The sequence below is a fragment of the Stenotrophomonas sp. RS-48 genome, from assembly GCF_030053245.1.
Classification (GTDB): Bacteria; Pseudomonadota; Gammaproteobacteria; order Xanthomonadales; family Xanthomonadaceae; genus Stenotrophomonas; species Stenotrophomonas maltophilia_P.
The window spans coordinates 74,799-94,659 of sequence record NZ_JASGBV010000020.1 but is presented as its reverse complement, the minus strand read 5'-3'; the positions used below and the strand labels follow the sequence as shown (position 1 = coordinate 94,659).

General features: G+C 67.8%; 14 protein-coding genes. 5 read left to right on the top strand and 9 right to left on the bottom strand.

Going from position 1 to position 19,861, the window contains the following annotated elements; genetic code table 11:
• Positions 1–37 precede the first annotated feature (37 nt).
• Positions 38–754, bottom strand: a complete 717-nt coding sequence (locus QMZ25_RS04995) for a transporter substrate-binding domain-containing protein (RefSeq protein ID WP_283219214.1) — start codon at positions 752–754, stop codon at positions 38–40.
• Positions 755–834: 80 nt separating this feature from the next.
• On the opposite strand from QMZ25_RS04995, the gene QMZ25_RS04990 reads away from it, so the two are divergent.
• A complete protein-coding gene (locus tag QMZ25_RS04990) occupies positions 835–990 on the top strand; it encodes a hypothetical protein (protein WP_283219213.1) in 156 nt (51 codons plus the stop codon).
• Positions 991–1,013: 23 nt separating this feature from the next.
• Here QMZ25_RS04990 and QMZ25_RS04985 read toward each other — a convergent pair whose 3' ends face one another.
• Positions 1,014–1,853: an arylamine N-acetyltransferase gene (locus QMZ25_RS04985; RefSeq protein ID WP_283219212.1), complete on the bottom strand. Its 840-nt coding sequence runs from the start codon at positions 1,851–1,853 to the stop codon at positions 1,014–1,016.
• A gap of 203 nt (positions 1,854–2,056) precedes the next feature.
• On the opposite strand from QMZ25_RS04985, the gene QMZ25_RS04980 reads away from it, so the two are divergent.
• Positions 2,057–4,591, top strand: coding sequence for a methyl-accepting chemotaxis protein (locus tag QMZ25_RS04980; protein ID WP_283219211.1), 2,535 nt, complete (start codon positions 2,057–2,059; stop codon positions 4,589–4,591).
• Positions 4,592–4,627: 36 nt separating this feature from the next.
• Here the strand turns inward: QMZ25_RS04980 and QMZ25_RS04975 are convergent, their stop codons facing one another.
• Together QMZ25_RS04975 and QMZ25_RS04970 are read right to left on the bottom strand one after the other, a co-directional pair.
• The gene (locus QMZ25_RS04975) at positions 4,628–7,144 is read right to left on the bottom strand and encodes a sulfite reductase flavoprotein subunit alpha (RefSeq protein WP_283219210.1); all 2,517 of its coding nucleotides are present in this window, start codon (positions 7,142–7,144) and stop codon (positions 4,628–4,630) included.
• A 161-nt stretch (positions 7,145–7,305) separates the two neighbouring features.
• Positions 7,306–9,849 carry a TonB-dependent receptor gene (locus QMZ25_RS04970; RefSeq protein ID WP_164151368.1) on the bottom strand — a complete coding sequence of 848 codons (2,544 nt, stop codon included), beginning with the start codon at positions 9,847–9,849 and terminating at the stop codon, positions 7,306–7,308.
• Positions 9,850–10,145: 296 nt separating this feature from the next.
• Between QMZ25_RS04970 and QMZ25_RS04965 the strand changes: the two genes are divergently transcribed.
• A complete protein-coding gene (locus QMZ25_RS04965) occupies positions 10,146–11,066 on the top strand; it encodes a helix-turn-helix domain-containing GNAT family N-acetyltransferase (RefSeq protein WP_065181626.1) in 921 nt (306 codons plus the stop codon).
• Positions 11,067–11,103: 37 nt separating this feature from the next.
• On the opposite strand, the gene QMZ25_RS04960 is transcribed toward QMZ25_RS04965, so the two are convergent.
• The 4 genes from QMZ25_RS04960 to QMZ25_RS04945 all read right to left on the bottom strand — a co-directional run bounded on the left by QMZ25_RS04960 (position 11,104) and on the right by QMZ25_RS04945 (position 16,239).
• A complete protein-coding gene (locus tag QMZ25_RS04960; protein ID WP_053515709.1) occupies positions 11,104–11,670 on the bottom strand; it encodes a TlpA disulfide reductase family protein in 567 nt (188 codons plus the stop codon).
• Positions 11,667–14,045, bottom strand: coding sequence for a protein-disulfide reductase DsbD (locus QMZ25_RS04955; RefSeq protein WP_180875458.1), 2,379 nt, complete (start codon positions 14,043–14,045; stop codon positions 11,667–11,669). Before QMZ25_RS04955 ends, QMZ25_RS04960 begins: the two co-directional genes overlap by 4 nt.
• Positions 14,042–14,380 (bottom strand): divalent-cation tolerance protein CutA, encoded by a 339-nt coding sequence (gene cutA / locus QMZ25_RS04950; RefSeq protein WP_053515713.1) that lies wholly within the window; start codon positions 14,378–14,380, stop codon positions 14,042–14,044. Before cutA ends, QMZ25_RS04955 begins: the two co-directional genes overlap by 4 nt.
• 68 nt (positions 14,381–14,448) lie before the next feature.
• Positions 14,449–16,239 carry an endonuclease gene (locus tag QMZ25_RS04945; RefSeq protein WP_065174432.1) on the bottom strand — a complete coding sequence of 597 codons (1,791 nt, stop codon included), beginning with the start codon at positions 16,237–16,239 and terminating at the stop codon, positions 14,449–14,451.
• 312 nt (positions 16,240–16,551) lie between these two features.
• On the opposite strand from QMZ25_RS04945, the gene QMZ25_RS04940 reads away from it, so the two are divergent.
• Both QMZ25_RS04940 and groL read left to right on the top strand, forming a co-directional pair.
• Positions 16,552–16,839 carry a co-chaperone GroES gene (locus tag QMZ25_RS04940; protein WP_006396661.1) on the top strand — a complete coding sequence of 96 codons (288 nt, stop codon included), beginning with the start codon at positions 16,552–16,554 and terminating at the stop codon, positions 16,837–16,839.
• A gap of 81 nt (positions 16,840–16,920) precedes the next feature.
• The gene (gene groL / locus QMZ25_RS04935; RefSeq protein ID WP_053515717.1) at positions 16,921–18,570 is read left to right on the top strand and encodes a chaperonin GroEL; all 1,650 of its coding nucleotides are present in this window, start codon (positions 16,921–16,923) and stop codon (positions 18,568–18,570) included.
• Positions 18,571–18,670: 100 nt separating this feature from the next.
• Here groL and QMZ25_RS04930 read toward each other — a convergent pair whose 3' ends face one another.
• Positions 18,671–19,831 carry a serine hydrolase domain-containing protein gene (locus tag QMZ25_RS04930; RefSeq protein WP_283219209.1) on the bottom strand — a complete coding sequence of 387 codons (1,161 nt, stop codon included), beginning with the start codon at positions 19,829–19,831 and terminating at the stop codon, positions 18,671–18,673.
• Between the last annotated feature and the right edge of the window lie 30 nt (positions 19,832–19,861).

The following is a 19,861-nucleotide window of genomic DNA, read 5'->3' as shown; positions in this document are numbered from 1 at the left end:
CGCAGCCACCTGTCGCGTGCTGCGGGCCACTGCTGCGTCATCGCACCAGGGTGACCGCCTGTCCGGAACGTGCGAAAGCGTCCTCGAGCAGGGGCCCTACCTTGATCGCCTCGACCTCGTCGAACAGGGCCCGCAGGGCGGCAGCGGGGCGCGCCGCAGGTGCGGCCACGGCCTGCTGGATCGCAGTGAAGCGGTCGGCGAGCACGCGGTGTCCCGGATGCTGCAGTGCCCAGGCCTGCAGTGGCTGGCGCACGCCAGCGGCGGCATCCAGGCGCCGTGCGTCAAACAGATCGATGGCCGCCGCCGACGTGTCGGCACGCTCGATCGTGGCGTGCCGCAGTTCCCGGCTCAGGAACAGATCGTAGGCGGCACCGCGGCCAACGGCGATACGCAGCCCATCGCGATCCAGATCGGCCACCTGCCGCGCCGGACTGTCCTCGCGCACCAGGTAGGTTCCTTCGATCTCCACATACGGTGCACTGAAGGCGATGCGGCCGGCACGTGCCGGATCGATGGCGAGAAAGGCCAGGTCCCATGCGTCGTCGGCTGCCGCCGCGACCACCGATGCGGCCGCATCGTGACAGGTGAATCGCGCCTGCACGCCCATCCGCTGCGCCAGCGCGGTGGCCAGCTCCACCGAGGGGCCGCGCGGCGATCGTGCGTCGCCCTGCGCAAGGACCGGATTGCCCAGATTGATGGCGACGCGCAGATGGCCCAGTGGCGCCAGTGCACTTCGGTGATCGGCCAGGGTCATGCAGCGCTCCGCGAAGGGGGGCAGGCCAGCATGCCCGCAACGATGCGCACGGAATGTCAGGGCGGCGCCATCCTGCGACGATGCACCCCATCGCGCATGTCGAGATTCCGGCCAGCGACCTGGCTCGCGCCATCGCCTTCTACCTGCAACTGCATGATGCCGGCCACTGGCGGGCGGCCGAGATCTGCGACAGCGAGGGCAACCGTATTGCGCTGCAGGCGCCGGTGACGTTGTAACCCGGGCACCGTACCGCGCGGTGCTACCGTGATGCGGCGTGCGAGCGCTGCAGCCAATCGGTGATCGCCGGGTCGAGCCGCGCATCGTCCGGCACGCGCAGGCCGAATGCCGACTGCAGGACGTCGCGCACGTCGGCGGCATCGCGCAGCGGACGCTTGAGCGGCGCCTGCCCGGGGCGGTACTCGGTGTAGTTGCCACTGCCGATGGTGCGCCGCCAGTCCGGGCCGGCCAGTGACGCGCGCAGCTGGCCGGGGAAACCCGAATCCGGGTGCGTGCACACGTACCAGTTGGCCACCACGTTGTCGATCGGCGCTGGCGGCCGCAGGTCGAAGCGGTACAGCGCCCGCCATGCGTCGCCCGCCTGGGCGGACAGCACGAAATCGTCCCCGCCCGGCAGCTGCTGCAGCTGGAAAGACTCATGCGGCGTGGTTTGCGGCGCCGTTTCGTGCAGCCGCAGTGGCACCGTCGGCGTCAGGCCACCGAAGCCGGCATCGACCAGCCAGTCCTCTCCCTCCACGTGCACGCGCAGCAGCAGGTGGGTACGCGCCGTCGGGGCATCGTCCTGTGCTGCCAGCAGCACGCGCGCGCTCAGCGGCTGTGCGTCGAAGCCCACTGTCTGCAGGAGCGCCAGCAGGCCGCCGTTGAGTTCAAAGCAGTAGCCGCCGCGCTGCTGGTCGAGCAGCTTGTGCTGCACGCTGTCGAGATCGATCGGTACCGCGTCGCGCAGCAGGCTGCTGAGGGTTTCAAAGGGGAGCAGGGCGTTGTGGCGCTGCACCAGCAGGGTCAGTCCGGCAAGGTCCAGCGACGGCGGAGCATCCAGTTGCAGGCGCTGCAGATAACGGGGGACGTCGAGCGGGGTCATGGCGAGGGCGGCCGGTTGGAAGAATCACACTGTGCAACCGCAACCGGGGTTGAGGTCAAGCGCGGGCGCTGTGTCACGTCTCCGTCGCCTGGGGCCGGTACAAAGAGCGCAACCGGCACGGTGCGTGCCACGGCTTCGGCAATGTGCCTAAAGTTGTCGCCGGTCAGGCCGATACAGGTGCGTCCTTCCGCCTGGAGTCTGTGATGTCGGCCGCCGTCCCCCTTCGGTCCCTGCGCACCCGTCTCATCGCGATGCGCTCGGCGTTTCCACGCCTGCTGGTCTGGCTGCAGCCGCATCGACTCAGCGTGGCCAACAAACTCAAGGCCACCCTGCTGGTCTGCGGCGCGGGCCTGGTGGCGATTGCCGCTGTCCATGCCTGGACCGGTTATGCCAGCAGCCAGGCCGCACGCAGTCAGGCCAGTTACCAGCGTGGCAGCGATCTGGCCGCACGCCTGGCGACGCGGGTGGCGGAGGCGCGTCGCCTGCAGACCCAGTATGCACGCAGTTTCGACGATGCTGACCGCAGCCAGCTGCAGGCGGCCCAGCAGGCACTGCAGGTCGATCTGAAGGCGCTCAGGGCGATGCCGATGGATGCCGGTCGCCGCAAGGCATTGCAGGCGCTCACCGAGGCCGCCGAGGGATTCTCGCAGGGAGTGGCTGCGCTGTTCGAACGTGTGGACGAGATGGGGCGTGGTGATGCCGGCCTGGCTGCACAGCTGCAGCAGGCCGCCGATGCCCTGCAGCAGCAGGTGGATGGCCTGGACCGGCCGGCACTGGCGCTGCACCTGCAGAAGATGCGGCGCCAGGAAGCGCTGCTGCTGCTCGATGGCGATTCGACTCATGCCGACCGCGCCAGCGAAGAGAAGCTGCCGTTCGATCTGGCGCTGGCGGGGTTGCCGCCCGACGTGCAGGAGGCCCTCCGCACCGGCATGGACGCCTATCAGTCGGCACTGCTTGGCTATACCGCTGCCCGCGTCGGCCTTGATGTGGAGACGCAATCGCTGCTGGAGACCGCTGCCGGCGTGGCGCCCGCGCTCGCCGCCTTCCAGCAGGCACAGGTGAATGCGCTGGCCCTGGCGCAGGCGCGGCAGCAGGCCGGTGCACGCACCATGAGCGTGCTGTTCGCCCTCACCCTGCTGCTGGTGGCCGGCGTGCTGATCACCAGCCTGCTGCTGGTGCTGCGCGCGGTGCGCAGGCCGATCCAGGACACCCTGCGGTTCGCCAGCGACATTGCCGATGACCGGCTCGATACCACGCTGCGCGTGCACAACGCCAACGACGAGATCGGCCAGCTGGCACAGCGCCTGGTGGACATGCAGCAGCGGCTGCGTGCGCGCATCGAGACCGAGCGTGCGGTGGCCCGTGGCAACACGCGCGTACGCCAGGCCCTGGACTGCGCGCAGACCGGGCTGATGGTGGTCGATGCCGAAGGCCAGGTGGCCTACGCCAATCCTGCGTTGCGGCACCTGCTGGGCCTGCAGGCCGACGCGCTGGTCGGCACTGACGCGCGGGACCTGCATCCGGCCCTGGCCAGCCTGGTCGATGCGCGCCACCGCCAGGAGCGGGAAATCAGTCATGCCGGTGTGCGCTATCAGTTGATTGCCAACGCCATCGTCGATGACGACCAGTTCCTGGGCGTGGCGCTGGAGTGGCGCAGCCGTGCGCTGGAAACGCTGCTGGAGACCGAGGTGGCGGCACTGGTCGACGCTGCCGCGCAGGGTGACCTGCACGGGCGCATCGCGCTGCAGGGCAAGCACGGTTTCGTGCATACGCTGTCCACCAGCATCAACCGCCTGCTGTCCACCTTTGAAACCAACCTGGGGGACCTGCAGGCATTGCTGGCGGCGTTGGCCCGTGGGGATCTCAGCGTGCGCATGGAAGGTGAGCTGCAGGGCGTGTTCGCACGCATGCGCGACGACGCCAATGCAACCGTCGCACAGCTCGGCCGCATCGTGACCCGCATCCAGCGCGCCGCCGCCAGCCTCGACAGCGGTGTCGGTGAAATCGTTGCCGGCCATCACGACCTCTCGCAGCGTACCGAGCAGCAGGCGGCCAATCTGGAAGAGACCGCAGCCTCGATGCATGAGCTGACCGACACCGTCGGCCGCAACGCCGACGCCGCCGGACGTGCCGACGCGCTGGTGCAGGGGGCTGCAGCGGTTGCACAGCGGGGTGGGGTGGCCGTCGGTCAGGTGGTGGAGACCATGCAGGGCATCAGTGAAGCATCGCACCGCATCGGGGACATCACCCAGTTGATCGACGGCATCGCATTCCAGACCAACATCCTTGCGCTCAACGCCGCCGTGGAGGCTGCGCGTGCCGGAGAGCAGGGCCGCAGTTTCGCGGTGGTGGCGGCGGAAGTGCGTCTGCTCGCGCAGCGCAGTGCCGAGGCAGCCAGGCAGATCAAGGCGCTGATCGAGGATTCCGTGGCACGCGTCGGCCAAGGCAGCGTGCAGGCCGCGCAGGCGGGCACCACCATGGACGAGATCGTCGGCAGCGTGCAGCAGCTGGCGGACCTGCTCGCCGGCATCCGCAGCGCCTCGCAGGATCAGCACGCAGGCATCGCCCAGGTGAACCACGCCATCGTGCAGATGGAGGCCAGTACCCAGCGCAATGCCAGCCTGGTGGAAGAAGCCGGCTCGTCGACCGCGCAGATGCAGGCGCAGGTGCGCGCGCTGGCCGAAGCCGTGTCCGCGTTCCGCCTGCAGCCGGACCGTCAGGCCCGCGCGGCGGCGTGATCGCGTCCGCCGCCGGGTCCAGCCCGGCGGCGCGGCTCAATACACGTCGCGCCGGTAGCGACCGCTCTCGAGCAGCGTTTCCACCACCTCGTCACCGAGCGCGCCCCGCAGTACCTGATCCACGCCCTCGGCCATGCCCTGCAGCGAGCCGCAGACATGGATCACGGCGCCACGCTGCATCCATTCCCGCAGTTCATCGCAGGCCGACCGCAGGCGGTCCTGGACGTAACCGCCCGCTGCGTCGCGCGAGAACGCCAGGTCGACCCGGATCAGATGGCCCTGCGCCTGCCATGCGCTCACCTCATCGGCGAACAGGAAGTCATGAGCGCGCTGGCGCTCGCCGAACAGCAGCCAGTGGCCGTGCTCGCCTGCGTGTGCCGCCTCGCGCAGCAGGCCGCGCAGGCCGGCGATGCCGGTGCCGTTGCCGATCAGCACCATGGGTGCGCCCGGCACGCGATGGAAGCCGGGGTTGCGGTGCACGCGCGCGGCGATGTGCGCGCCTGCCGGCGCATGCAGCGACAGCCAGCCCGAACCCAGCCCCGGGCGCCCGTTGTTGTCGTGCACCAGGCGCACGACCAGTTCCACCACGCGATCGGCCGGGCAGGAGGCGATCGAATACTCGCGGCCCGGCAGTACGGGCAGGGCCGTCAGCCAGCGTCCGGCATCCTGCACCTGCAGCGCACTGGCCGCGTCCGGCAGTTCGCGTTCGCTGGCCAGGCACTGCAGGGTCTGCGTGCCGCCTTCGATCAGCAGCGGTTGCAGCGGGTCCAGTCCATGCGCCAGCAGTACCGCACGGGCATGCGCGGCGCTGTGCCGCGGCGCGATGTGCAGGATGTCGCCGGCCTGCCACTGCACGTCATCCGGCGCGGCCAGCCGGATCCGCCAGATCGGACCACCGACGCTGCCCGGGTTCAGCTGCTGGCGATCCAGCAGCTGCCAGTCGTGCATGCGGGTGGCCGCCGGCAGCACGCTGTCGTCGGCAGCAATGCCGGTCAACAGGCCGAGCTGCTGCTGCCACTGGCGCAATGCCGCGACCGATGCAGCGTCCACGTCGATGCGGTCGAACATCGCGCGGGCACCGTTGCCCAGCAGCCACGCATCGAACTGGCGGCCGAAGGCGCAGTAGTGCGGGTACTGGCGGTCGCCCAGCGCGAGCATGCCGAACTGCAGTGTGGCCAGGTCCAGGGATCGGCCCAGCAGCTGGCGCGAGGCACGTCGTGCCGAATCCGGCGGTTCGCCGTCACCAAAGGTACTGAGCACGAACAGCGCGTGGCTCGCCGCCTGAAGGCGGTGCGCGTCGATCCTTGCCAGCGGCAATACCTGCACCGCCTGTCCGCTGGCCTGCAGCTGCGCTGCCGCGCGCCATGCCAGCTGTTCGGCCAGGCCGCTCTGGCTGGCATGCACCACCAGCCATGCGGCGCCGTTGGCTGCGGCCGCCGGCAGCGGCTGGCGCAGCGCACGTGCGGCGCGCTGGCTGCGGCGACGGTCGAGATAGAGCAGCCAGCCGGTGATGAAGAACAGGCTCATGCCCAGGCTGCTGAGCATCACGATGATGCGCCCGGGAATCCCGAAGTAGCTGCCCGAGTGCAGCGCGAACACGCTGGTGGCCAGCTGACCGCCAGCGCCCTGGCGCGCGTAGGGACGCGCGTCCAGAATCGCACCGCTGGCAGGGTCGAGCTGCAGCAGATCGTGCGCGCGGTCATGATGGCCGCCGCGCAATGCTGGATCGCCCGCCATGGTCCGCACATTCAGTGCCTGGCCGGGCTTCTCGGGCAGCCGCAGGTCGATGTAACCGGTGCGCACCCCGGCCTGCGCGTACAGCGTCGTTTCCACGCGGCGCAGGTCGAGCACGGCGCCGGCATCGATCACCTGCTTGGCCGGTGGCGCCACGCCGAGCAGGGCATTGGCCGCGCTGCGATACCAGTCGAACGACCACCACAGGCCGGTCAGGGCACTCATCAGGTAGATCAGCAGCACCCAGGTGCCGGCCACCGAATGCAGGCTCCACAGGAAGCCGCGGCCGCTGCGCTTCCATTCCACGGCCAGCCAGCTTCGCCAGTGCCACCAGCGGCGGGGCCAGCGCAGGTAGAGCCCGGACAGCGTGAAGAACAGCAGGGCGATCGCGCAGCTGCCGGTGATCCATTTTCCGCGCTCGCCCGCGGCGAGGTGGCGGTGCAGGTCTTCGACGAAGTCGAAGAAGGCCTGCCCGCGCAGGGCGCTGAAGCGCTCGCCGCTGTAGGGGTCGAAGTACACCCAGTGCGCTTTGCCGCCGGCGAAACGGGCCACCGATGGGCGCTGGCCGCTGGCATCCACGCGCAGCCGCTGCAACGGCCGTTTGCTGTCGGCCTGCAGCATCGGCACCAGCTCGCTCAGGGGCAGCGGCTGCTGGCCTTCGGCGTGATGTTCGGCGATGGCGGCGAAGCCGGGGTTGGCGGCGCGCAGCAGTTCATCTTCAAAAGACAGGGCTGCGCCGCTCAGGCCCATGATGGCCAGAACGGTGCCGGCCGTGATGCCCAGCAGCCAGTGCAGTTGGAACAGGACGTTCTTGAACATCGGGGGATGAAAGCCAGGAGGGCTGCCGCCCGCATCCTGCGCAACAGCAAATGAGAATTAGTCGCGTAATTCTCGGGGGCGCCCTGCCTGCGGTCAAGCCGGTGGGGTGGCGCCAGCGACGGGGCCTTCCATGGCCACCGTTGCGCGCACTTGCACCTGCGTCAGAACTTCCAGCCCACCCGCGTGTAATAGAACCCGCCGTTGAATCCGTAGGGCGAATGCACCGGATACTGCGCACCGGCCACGCCCCCCCAGGGGTTGCTGGCCGGCACACGGTCGAACAGGTTCTGCGCGCCCACGCTGACGTACAGGCCCGAATCGAACTTCCAGCCCACCTCCGCATCCACGATCAACGCGCTGCCCCCGTAGATCGGCAGGCCGCCGTCCTCGGCGGAGATCACGCCGCTGTCCAGGTGATCCTCGTACCAGCTGCTGTAATAGTTGAACCGGAGATTGGCGTGGAAGATCTGCCGCTGGTGATTGATGCTGAAGTAGCCCTTGGTCCTGGGCAGCGATTTCTCCAGCTTGTACACGCGCGCTTCGTCGATGAAGTCGGTGTCGTAGCGGTCCACCTTCGTGCGGTTCCAGTTGGCCGCCAGCGAGTAGGTGGTGACCCCGCCGAAGTGGTTGCTCTTGAAGCTGGTCACCAGGTCCACGCCGGTGGTGGTGGTATCGAAGGCGTTGCCGAAGTAGGTTACCTGCGAGATGGAAGCGGCTTCCGCATTGCCGCCGGCCACCAGCGCCGCACGCTCCTCCGGAGTGACTGCAAAGCTGGTGCTCAGGGCAATGCGGTCTTCCACCTTGATCTGATAGCCGTCCAGGGTGACCAGCCAGTCACCTTCGGTCCACACCGCACCCAATGACACATTCCTGGACTCTTCCGGAGTAAGCGGCTGCGCGCCCTTGAGCTGGGCAATCGGATTGGTCGGCGGCAGGGTGGCGATGTCTTCCAGTGCGGTACCGCCGAACACGGTGCTGATCTGGCTGATGTTGGCCTGGCCGGGAGTCGGCGCACGGAAGCCGGTGTTGTAGGCGCCGCGCAGAGCGAAGTGCTCGTTGAAGTCGAAGCGTGCGGTGAGCTTGCCGGTGGTGGTGCTGCCGAACGAATCGTAGTCCTCGTAGCGCAGCGCACCGGCCAGCAGCAGCCGCTCGGTGAGCTGTGCTTCCAGGTCGGCGTAGGCGGCCCAGTTGCGACGATCAAAGGTGCCGGCGGTGCGCGTGCTGAAGCCGTTGAATCCGTTGGAGCCCAGCGCGAAGCCCTGCTCGGTCAGCGGCCCGATGGCGGTGGACGGGCCGTCACCGGGGCTGATCCTGAAGCTCTCCTCGCGCCATTCGGCACCCATCGCCAGGCGCAGCGGCTGGCTGCTGAAGCTGACCGGGATGTCCCGGCTGACGTCCACGTTGAGGTTCTTTTCGGTCTGGGTATTGCCACCCGGGCGGAAGAACAGCCCGGCCGGCTGGTCGGGACCGAGCGAGGCGTTGACGGTGTTGTAGATGGTGAACTCGATGTCGTTGCGTCCCCAGGAGCCGCTCACGTCCCAGTACCACTCACCCCAGGTGCCTTTGGCGCCGGCGAACACCGAGGCGTCTTCCAGTTTGCCGCCGAAACGTGGGGTGAAGCCGCCGGGCAGGCTGGACAGGAAGGTAAAGCAGTTGGCGGGCAGGGCAGCCACCGCGCCGCTCACGGTGCCGTACGGCAGGAGGTTGCCGGCGCCATCGCGCAGGGCGATGGTGGGGCATGCGCCCACGCCGGTCAGGTTGCCCACCAGCAATGTCTGGCCGCCATCGTTGGAGTAGACGCCCGAACGTGCGGTGGGGTCGCGGTAGTAGAACCCGCCATCCACTTCACGCTTGGCGTAATTGCCGAACAGGTAGAACTCCACGTTCTCGGTGTCGTAACCGAGGTTGGCGACCAGCTTGAGGTCGTCGTCCACCTTCGGCGATCCCCAGATCTGCGCAGGATCTTTCACCCCGGGGTAGCCTGCCGCTGCGACCGCGGCGGCATCGTCGCGCTGCACACTGCGCGAGGTGTCGTCGGCGTTGCGCCATTCGGCCGTAAGGGTGGCGAAGCCGTGCTCGGTGAGCGGCAGGCCGATCTGCGCCGAGTACTGGGTGGTGAGCCCGTCGCCCTCGTAGTACTGGCCGGCGAACACCTCGGCGGTGCCGCCTTCGCGCAGCTTCTTCAGGCTGAAGTTGAGCACGCCGGCAATGGCGTCCGAGCCGTATTGTGCCGCTGCGCCGTCGCGCAGCACGTCCACCTGTTCCAGCGCCAGCGAGGGGAACACGGACAGGTCCGGTCCCTGTGCGCCGTCGGACAGTCCGTGGCCGAGGAACGTGATCACCGCCGAGCGGTGGAAACGCTTGCCGTTGACCAGCAGCAGGGTGTTGTCCGGCGGCAGGCCACGCAGGTTGGCCGGACGCACCAGGCTGGCCGCATCGTCGATGGGAATCGTGCTGACGTTGAAGGAAGGCACGAGCACTTTGAGCTGGTCGAGGGCGTCGGTCGCGCCCTGGTTGCGGAACTCTTCACCGCTGATGATGTCGATCGGCACCGCCGACGAGGACACCGTGCGCGGTTTGGTGCGGCTGCCCAGTACCGAAACGGTATCCAGGGTGGTGGCCGCGTCGGGCGTCGTCGATGTGCCGCTGTCCTGCGCCCGTGCAACGGGGCTGGTGGACAGCAGCGCGGTGGCGAGGGCCACCATTACTGCGGATGCCAATGGCGTGATTGCGTCTGGAGCCTGAACACTTCTGCGAATTCCGTGTTTCATGCATGCACCCTGCAGTCGATTTGAGTGGTTTGTCGGTCAGTCGTTCATCCTGTTGGTTCTCCTTGCAGCCAGGGCCCTGGTCGCTAAACGCAGAATTAACAGAACGTAAACCGTACTGCAACGAATCTTTCGTTTTAAGGCGCCAAGACGCGGAATGGATCGCAAAACAGCCTTATATAGTTGCTCAAGGCATGTACTATGTGCCCAAGGCAACCATCAGGAACGTCCCCGTGTCTGCGCTCACTTCCGATCCCGTCGCACAGGTCCGCGCCTTCAACCGCTTCTACACCCGCAGGATCGCGGTGCTCGAGGAGCGTTTGCTGCACAGCGACTTCACCCTCACCGAGGCGCGGGTGCTGTTCGAACTGGCGGCGGGCCAGGGCATCACGGCTGCGCAGCTGGGCCATCGGCTAGACCTCAACGCGGGCTACCTCAGCCGGCTGCTGAGCGGGCTGCAGGCGCGCGGTCTGGTTCAACGCGAACCGTCGGTGATGGATGCGCGCGCGAACCGGCTGGTGTTGACCGAGGCGGGCCGCGCCGCCTTCGCACAGCTGGATGCAGCGTCCAGCGAAAGCGTCGCTGCCATGCTGGGAGATATCAGCGAAGCAGGATGCCAGCGCCTTCTTGAGGCGATGGCGCACATCCAGGCACTGCTGGGAGGTGCATCGTCGGATTGCGTGCTGCGCGATCCCCGCCCCGGCGACATGGGCTGGGTGATCCAGAAGCACGGCGCGCTGTATGCACGCGAATTCGGATGGAACGCGGAGTTTGAAGCGCTGGTGGCCGACATCGTCACCCGCTACCTGCGCGAACACGACCCGCAGACCGAGCGCTGCTGGATCGCTGAACTGGACGGCACCCCGGTGGGGTCGGTGTTCGTGGTCCGGCACGACGCGCACAATGCCAAGCTGCGGCTGCTGCACGTCGATGCCAGCGCGCGCAGGCGGGGCATCGGGCAGCGACTGGTGGACGAGGCGATGAGCTTCGCGCGCGCGGTGGGCTACAAGCGCATGGTGCTGTGGACCAATGCCGCGCTCATCGACGCCCGCGGTCTGTACGAACGGGCCGGCTTCGAACTGATGACCGAGCAGCACGAGCAGCTGTTCGGCCAGCCACAGGTGTCCCAGCTCTGGGCGCGCTCACTGGTCTGACCGGGATCAGGACGCGTGGATGCCGGCCGCGGCCAGCTTACAGCCGGGCCCACGTCTGCACTTCGCCGGCGGCAAACGGCCCCAGCTTCTGCTTCACGATGCGGCCCTGTGCATCCACCAGCACGCTGTAAGGTAGCAGCCCCTGGGCATTGCCCAGCTGCACGCTGGCATCGCGCGGACCGGGCGTCTCCAGCACGATCGGGTAGTCCACCGGCACCCGCTGCAGGAAGCGCTGCACATCTTCGGGTGTATCCAGCGCCAGCCCCAGCACCTGCACGCCGTCAGGTTGCTGCGCCTGCGCGAAGCGCGACAGTTCCGGCATTTCCTCGACGCAGGGCCCGCACCAGCTGGCCCAGACATTGATGAGCAGCGGCCGGCCGGCAAAACGCTGGCGCAGATCGAGCGGCTGTCCCTGCAGGTCCGGCAGCACCAGTGCGGGCAGGGCATCGCCTGCCTGCAGCACGGGCAGCGGTGCTGCAGGTGGCTGCACGTCTGGATCGCCAGCGTCCGCCGCCGGCACCGGCGTCAGCCGATGGCCGGCCCACAGGCCCAGGCCGGCAGCCAGCACCGCGGTCCACAGCAGCGCTGGCCGTTGCCACCTCATCGTGCGGTGCGCAGCAGCGCTTCTTCGACCACGGCCTGGGTAAGCAGGGTCGGCAGCACCGTCGGCGGTGCGCCGGGCCCGTACACCACGTAAAGCGGAACGCCCACGGCCTTGTGCTCATCGAGGAAAGCGGTGATCTGCGGGTCCACGTTGGTGTAGTCGCCGCGCATGTACACCGCGTTGGTGCGCCTGAGCAGCTCCCTGAACTCCGGTCGCGACAGCACGGCGCGCTCGTTCGCCTTGCAGCTCACGCACCAGTCGGCGGTCATGTTGACGAACACCACGCGGTTGTCGGCACGCAGGCGGTCGAGCAGCTGCGGCGAATACTCCACGACGTTCTCGCTGGTGGCCTGTGCCGCACGTGCCGGTGGCTTCAGCTGGGTCACGCCCCACACCGGTACCAGCGCGGCGATTGCCAGCAGCACGCCCAGCAGGCCGGCGGCGCGCTGGCTGCGCCAGCGGCTGCGCTCGAACAACCACAGGCCCAGGGCCAGCAGCAGCAGTCCGCCCAGCGCCAGCGCCATGCCGTCCACGCCACGCTGCTTGCCCAGCACCCACAGCAGCCACAGTGCGGTGGCATACATCGGGAACGCCAGCACGTGCTTGAGCGTTTCCATCCACGGGCCGGGCTTGGGCAGGCGCCGCGCGAGCGCCGGCACGAAGCCGATCAGCAGGAACGGCAGGGCCAGGCCAAGACCCAGGAACAGGAACACGGCCATCGCCTGTACGGGCGTGGCAACGAAGGCATAGGCGACCGCGCCTCCCATGAACGGACCGACGCACGCGCTGCCGACCACGCAGGCCAGCGCACCGGTGAAGAAATCGCCGGCCGGACCGCTGCGACGGGCGAGTGACTGGCCGAGGTTGCCCAGGCCACCGCCGAGGGTGAACACGCCGGACAGGCTCAGGCCAACCGCAAACATGATGTAGGCCAGGGCCGCGACCACGCCTGGGTGCTGCAGCTGGAAACCGATGCCCACCGCATTGCCAAGCATGCGCAGGCCGACCATCAGCGCGCCGATCACCGCGAAGGCGACCAGTACGCCCAGCGTGTACCACATGGCGTGGCTGCGGGCGCGCTCGGCGCTCTCACCGCTCTGTGCCAGGCCCAGCACTTTCAGCGACAGGATCGGCAGCACGCAGGGCATCAGGTTCAGTACGAGACCACCGGCCAGTGCCAGCAGCAGCACCCACAGGAACGAACGGTCCGGATCCGGGGTGGTGGCCGGCGGGCGGGTACGCAGCGCGTTGTCGCCCCGCGCATCGGCGGCGAACCCTGCCTGCGCGCCGTCCACATCGGTACGCGCCGGTTCGCTGTTCGGCACGGTCGGCAGCAGGCGCAACGGGGTGCCGTTGGCAGCCTCGCGCGGTGCGGCGCTGCCCGCCGGCAGCGGTCGGATCATTTCGCTGCGTGGCGCAGGCTGGCCGGCGTGGGCGCTGATCTTTCCCGCGGGGATCGACAGCTTCACCCGGCGGGTCATCGGCGGGTAGCAGATGCCATCGGTCTGGCAACCCTGGAAGGTCACCACCAGTGTGCTGTCCACCGCGTCGGTCACCGTGCGGCGCAGCGGCAGCGGCACTTCGACCTGGTTGAAGTACACCGACACATCGCCGAAGTGCTCGTCGCGATGCGACTGCGCGGCGGGCCAGCGCGGCGTATCAGCCAGCACACCGGCACTGCCTTCCAGCTTCAGTGAAGTGCGATCGCGATACAGGTAGTAGCCCGGCGCGGGACTGAAGCGCAGCAGCAGGGTGTTGCCATCGCTGGCGATCGCGTCGAAGCCGAAGGCCTGTTCGGAGGGCAGCGGAAGCGCCTGGCTGTTGCTGCTGCCGGGCAGGCGCAGGCCACCACCGCTGCCGGCCCCGGCAAGCGGAGTGTTGAACGCGTTCACGCCGGTGACCCGCGCGGTTGGCAGGGCGGCTGCGGCGCCACCGCCACCACCGGGCAGTGTCACCTGGACCACGCGCTTCTGCGGCGGGTAGCAGACACCGGCATCGGCGCAGCCCTGGTAGCGCACTTCCAGGCTGAGGGTGCCGGCCGCATCCGTCGGGGCGCCCGGCAGCGAAACCTGCAGGCGTTCGCGGTAGGTCTCGACCTCGCCGAAGAAATCGTCGTGGTGCTTGGTGCCGCTGGGCATCTGCAGCGCACCGGCATTGAAGGCCGGGTCGGCCTTGACGCTGGTGCGGTGGCGATAGAGGTAGTACCCCGGCGCGATCTTGAACTGCAGCTGGATCTGGTTCCGCTCCGGCGCACTGGCGGTCAGCGCGAACGCCTGGTCCACCGGCAGCAGATCTTTCTCGTCCAGGGCGAATGCAGGCAGGGCCAGCGAGAGCAGGGCGCACAGCGCGGCGGCACGGGCAAACAGATTCATCAAGCGGTGTCCTCCCGGGTCTGCGCCCGGATCCAATCCAGATAGGCCGGCAGTCCGGCCCGGGCTTCGACCGCGATGCACTCGGGGAGTTCATACGGATGCAGTTCGACGATCCGTGCCATCGCTGCCTCCACGCGGCTGGCCGTAGTCTTCACCAGCAGCTGCAGCTCGGCATCGGTAGTGACCTCGCCCTGCCAGCGGTAGGTCGACTGCGCCCCTTCCAGGCGCGTCACGCAGGCGGCCAGGCGCTCGCCGACCAGCGCATGCGCGATGCGCTCGGCACTGGCCCGGTCCGGGCAGGTGGTCAACAGCAGCAGGACGGGATCGACGGTCGGCATGACCGTCGAGTATAGGGCCGCCGCCGGATCAAGGTCCGGCGGCGGCGATGGACCGCTGCGTTGCGCGGTCAGTTGGCCAGCTGGCAGGTCGCCGGCTTGGCCGAGGTGAACAACGCCGGCGTCGCCCACTCGGGGTGGTCGATGAACGGGTTGCGGTTGCCCTGGAAGCTGTAGATCACGTCGTTGCGCGCGCGCTCGGCGTCGTCCGGCGGATCGGACAGATGCCAGTCGATCAGGGTCGAGAGCAGGCCCATGTAGGCCGGCGAACTGCTGGTCCTGACGATCCGGCTGCGGTCGTCGGTCAGCTCCAGGTCCGGCTCGGACTGGCCGGTGGCTGCATCCTTGCCGCCCTCGTAGCGGATCGCCATGTACATCACCGCGCGCGCCATGTCGCCCTTGCGATGGCCCCACACCTCGAAGGTGCCGGTGTTGCCGTCCGGCGTGCGCACCCAGTTGGAATTGCCCGGGTAGCCGCCGCTGCCGCCGCCATGGCCGTTGTTGGCCTCGGTGGCGCGCTCGCCACAGTTGGCATCGCACTTGCCGAACGGCTTGTTGCCGCGGTCGGCATTCCACTGCGCATCGGTCAGGTACAGCATGTGGGTGTCGGTGTAGGGCGCGTAGGGCAGGCCCTTGTCGCCGGTGGTGCTGGCAAAGCCCAGCGAGTTCGGCCAGGTGTGCTCGCGGTTGTAGGTCAGGCCGCTGCCCGTGCCAGCGCGATCGCTGACCTTGGCGTAGCTGCGGTTGCGATAGGCATCGAGGATGCGGTTGGGATTGTTCGGATCCTCGTCGGCGATCTCCAGGATGGTCCAGGTGCTGGTGCCCGACCCGCTGTACGGATAGGCGGTGTGGCCCTTGATGGTCGCGTGCAGCGAGCAGCGCAGCTGGCTCGGGCTGGAGGTGTTGACCCTGGAGTAGTAGCCCGCCGGTACGCCGGGATTGCCCGGATCGGGGTTGCCCGTGGCGCTGGCCACGGTGAAGGCGATGCGGCTGTCGGCAGCCGGATGCGCGCCCTGCAGGTCGGTGATGCGCGCGGCGCGGATGTCGAAGCGGCAGGCCTCACCGGCCACCAGCGCGGTGTTGGTGGACAGCTTCACGCTCCTGCCGCTGGCCGGGTGGGTCAGCGGTACGCTGCCGGAGGCGCCGCAGCTCAGCGCGAAGGCGCCGCTGGCCAGGTTCACCGTCTCGCTGAACACCACTTCCAGATCGGCCGCGGCCGGGAACGTGCTGCTGCCCTGGGCGGGGGTGGTGGTGGACACCGATGGCGGCGTATTGGGACCGGGCGTACCCCCACCGCTGAAGGTCTGGCCGTTGTTGCAGCTGCCGAAGGTCTGCGTCGCCGATTCGGCCCAGGTGAAGTGGGCGTACTGGCTGCCGCTGCCCGTCAGCTGCAGTGAGGTGCCAGGGGCCGTGCTGTTGGTCTCGGCCACCGGAATGTTCTGGCTGGTCATGCCTGCGGCAGGACCGCCGGAGGCAGTGATCGTGCCCTCATAGCTGAGGAACTGGACCACCTTGCCGCTGGCGTCGACCAGCGCGATGCCGTCGTTGGGACCGTTCTGGATGCCGTTGGTCGGATAGCTGACCACGGCCAGAGTGGCGCTGCCGCACCCGGCCGCGCTGCCGGCAGGGACGGCCGTGTTGGCGTACACCGAAGCGGCCGACGGCGTGCTGCCGTTGTAGAGATACAGCCGATAGCCGGACAGATCCTCGCCGGCGGTGGCCACGACCTCGATCGCCTCGCCGACGTCACCGGCTGCGGTGCTGTCGTCGTAATGCAGTTCGTTGATGAAGACCTCGGCCTGGGCCGGCGCGGTGGCCAGGGCCAGCACGCAGGCGGTGGCGAGCGGGGACAGCAATCGCATCGACGACTCCTTGTGATTGGGAATGCGCGGCCGAGCCTAAGGCCGATCCAGTGACACTTTGTCGTAAATGAACGTCAGATATCTGACAGTGCGACGTTGGTCACCTAATTCGGGGCCACCCCACCGCACTGCCGCAGCGTCCGGCGCGGAAACTTTTTTCGCGACGCCCCTTGAAAGCCTCCCGGGGGGCTCCATCTCTGCCGTGCTCCCGACCTTGTCGGGTTTCTTCACGTGCGGTTCTGGCACTCGCCTGGTGCGAGTGCTAACATCGCCGGACTTTTTTAGACCAATCAATCACTTAAGAGGTCTCCTATGAGCATCAAGCCGCTGCACGACCGCGTTGTGGTCAAGCCGATCGAAGCCGACGAAATCTCCGCCGGTGGCATCGTCATCCCCGACTCGGCCAAGGAAAAGTCCACCAAGGGTGAAGTCGTGGCCGTCGGCCCCGGCAAGCCGCTGGACAACGGCAGCGTGCGCGCGCCGTCGCTGAAGGTCGGTGACAAGGTCATCTACGGCCAGTACGCCGGCAGCTCGTACAAGAGCGAAGGCGTCGAGTACAAGGTCCTGCGCGAAGACGACGTGCTCGCCGTCATCGGCTGAGCCCCGCCGCGACCTGTTTCAACCTGATCCCCACATCCCAGCCGCCGGGCACGGCCCGGCGCGACCAATGAGGTAATTGCAATGGCTGCCAAGGATATCCGTTTCGGTGAAGACGCCCGTTCGCGCATGGTGCGCGGCGTCAACGTTCTCGCCAATGCCGTCAAGGCCACCCTCGGCCCGAAGGGCCGCAATGTCGTGCTCGAGAAGAGCTTCGGCGCCCCGACCATCACCAAGGACGGCGTCTCCGTTGCCAAGGAAATCGAACTGGCTGACAAGTTCGAGAACATGGGCGCGCAGATGGTGAAGGAAGTTGCTTCGCGCACCAACGACGACGCCGGCGACGGCACCACCACCGCCACCGTGCTGGCCCAGGCCCTGATCCGCGAAGGCGCCAAGGCCGTTGCTGCCGGCATGAACCCGATGGACCTCAAGCGCGGTATCGACAAGGCCGTCGTGGCTGCCGTCACCGAGCTGAAGAACATCTCCAAGCCGACCGCTGACGACAAGGCGATCGCCCAGGTCGGCACCATCTCGGCCAACTCGGACGAGTCGATCGGCCAGATCATCGCTGACGCGATGAAGGAAGTCGGCAAGGAAGGCGTGATCACCGTTGAAGAAGGCTCGGGCCTGGACAACGAGCTGGACGTGGTCAAGGGCATGCAGTTCGACCGCGGCTACCTGTCCCCGTACTTCATCAACAACCAGCAGTCGCAGACCGCTGACCTGGATGACCCGTTCATCCTGCTGCACGACAAGAAGATCTCCAACGTCCGTGACCTGCTGCCGGTGCTGGAAGGCGTCGCCAAGGCCGGCAAGCCGCTGCTGATCGTGGCCGAGGAAGTCGAAGGCGAAGCGCTGGCGACCCTGGTGGTCAACACCATCCGTGGCATCGTCAAGGTCGTGGCCGTGAAGGCCCCGGGCTTCGGCGACCGTCGCAAGGCGATGCTGGAAGACATGGCCGTGCTGACCGGCGGCACCGTGATCTCCGAAGAAGTGGGCCTGTCGCTGGAGAAGGCCACCATCAAGGACCTGGGCCGCGCCAAGAAGGTGCAGGTCTCCAAGGAGAACACCACCATCATCGACGGCGTGGGCGACAAGGCTGCGGTCGAATCGCGCGTTGCGCAGATCAAGACCCAGATCCAGGACACCTCCTCGGATTACGACCGCGAGAAGCTGCAGGAACGCGTGGCCAAGCTGGCCGGCGGCGTTGCCGTGATCAAGGTGGGTGCGTCCACCGAAATCGAAATGAAGGAAAAGAAGGATCGCGTCGACGACGCCCTGCACGCTACCCGTGCAGCCGTTGAAGAAGGCGTGGTTCCGGGCGGCGGCGTTGCACTGGTCCGTGCGGTCACCGCGCTGGCCGGCCTGAAGGGCGCCAACGAAGACCAGAACCACGGCATCCAGATCGCCCTGCGCGCGATGGAAGCCCCGCTGCGCGAGATCGTCGCCAACGCCGGCGAAGAGCCGTCCGTCATCGTCAACAAGGTCAAGGAAGGCAGCGGCAGCTTCGGCTACAACGCCGCCACCGGTGAGTTCGGCGACATGCTGCAGTTCGGCATCCTGGACCCGACCAAGGTGACCCGTTCGGCGCTGCAGAACGCGGCCTCGATCGCTGGCCTGATGATCACCACCGAAGCCATGGTTGCCGAAGCGCCGAAGAAGGACGAGCCGGCCCTGGGCGGCGCCGGTGGCATGGGCGGCATGGGTGGCATGGGCGGCATGGACTTCTAAGGTCCGCTGTTCCCGATGAAGTGAAAAACCCCGCCGCAAGGCGGGGTTTTTTTTGTGGGCGTTCCGCCCCCTCTGCTGGACGTGGACCGTGGTCGACCTGTCAGCGCACGAATGCCTTCGTGGCGCCGTATTCCCATTCCCACGGCACCCCCGTCTCGCCCAGCACGAAGCGCACCAGTGCCGGAAAGGTCGCTTCGGCGCGCACATCGTTGCCCAGGATCACTACGCAGCGTTGGCCTTGTTCGACGCACACCAGCGTGTTGCCCACCGCATCGTCATGTCCGCCCTTGTAGAAGCCTGCGCCCTGTGGACCGGTGAATGTCACCACGCCCAGTCCCGCAGCCAGGTTTCTGCGCCGCTGCGCCACCGGCAGTTCCGGCTGCAGCGTCGGGAACTGGCTGGCGGTGGTGATCGGCAGCTGCGGCCGCACCAGCTCCCGGCGCATCGATGCCGACAGCCCCTGGCCACTGACATAGCCGGCCGCGAAATTGCCCATGTCGGCGATGGTCGTGTCCATCGAACCGGCGGCACGCACGCGGCTGCGTTCATCGTGCGGTTCCGTCGTGCCTTCGGCGGTCCAGCCGTCGGCCAGATTCGTGGCGAAATCCTCGCGCCACATCATGCTGGTGCGGGGCATGCCGAAGCGGTCGAATACGCGCTGCTGCATGAGCGTACCCACGTCCAGGCCCAGCCCGCGCTCCAGCACGAACTGCAGCAGGATCAGGCCTTCGCCGGAATAGCCATAGCGGCTGCCCGGATCGAAGTGGAATTTCAGTTTTCCGTCCGGCTCCAGGAATGCAAAGTTGGCAAAGCCGCTGGCATGGTTGAGCAGCAGGCGCGGGGTCAGCCGGCGCCAACGTTGGTCGCCGGCCAGCACGGTGTAATCGGCGTACTTCTTCGGCTCGGCCGGATAGTCCGGTAGCGGTCTGTCCAGCGCGCTGGCGATGCTGGCATCCAGATCGATCACCTTGTCCTGTGCAAGCTGCGCGATCAGGTGGCCGAAGGCCATCTTGGTCAGCGATGCCGCATACATGACCGTGTCGGTCTGCAGCGGTTCGCCGGCAGCGTTGCGCTCGCCATAGGCGGCAACGTGCACGACCTTGCCACCGTCGACGACGGCCACTGCCATCCCGCGGGCGTGAGCCACCTGCATCAGGCGCTTGGCTTCGGCATCGATCCGGGCCGGGGAGGGCACGGGAGGGGGAGCGGCCATTACGGCGGCGGGGAACAGCGTCAGCAACAGCAGGACGGCACGGCGCATGCGTGGAACTCCTGGCGGGACGTGGCGCGA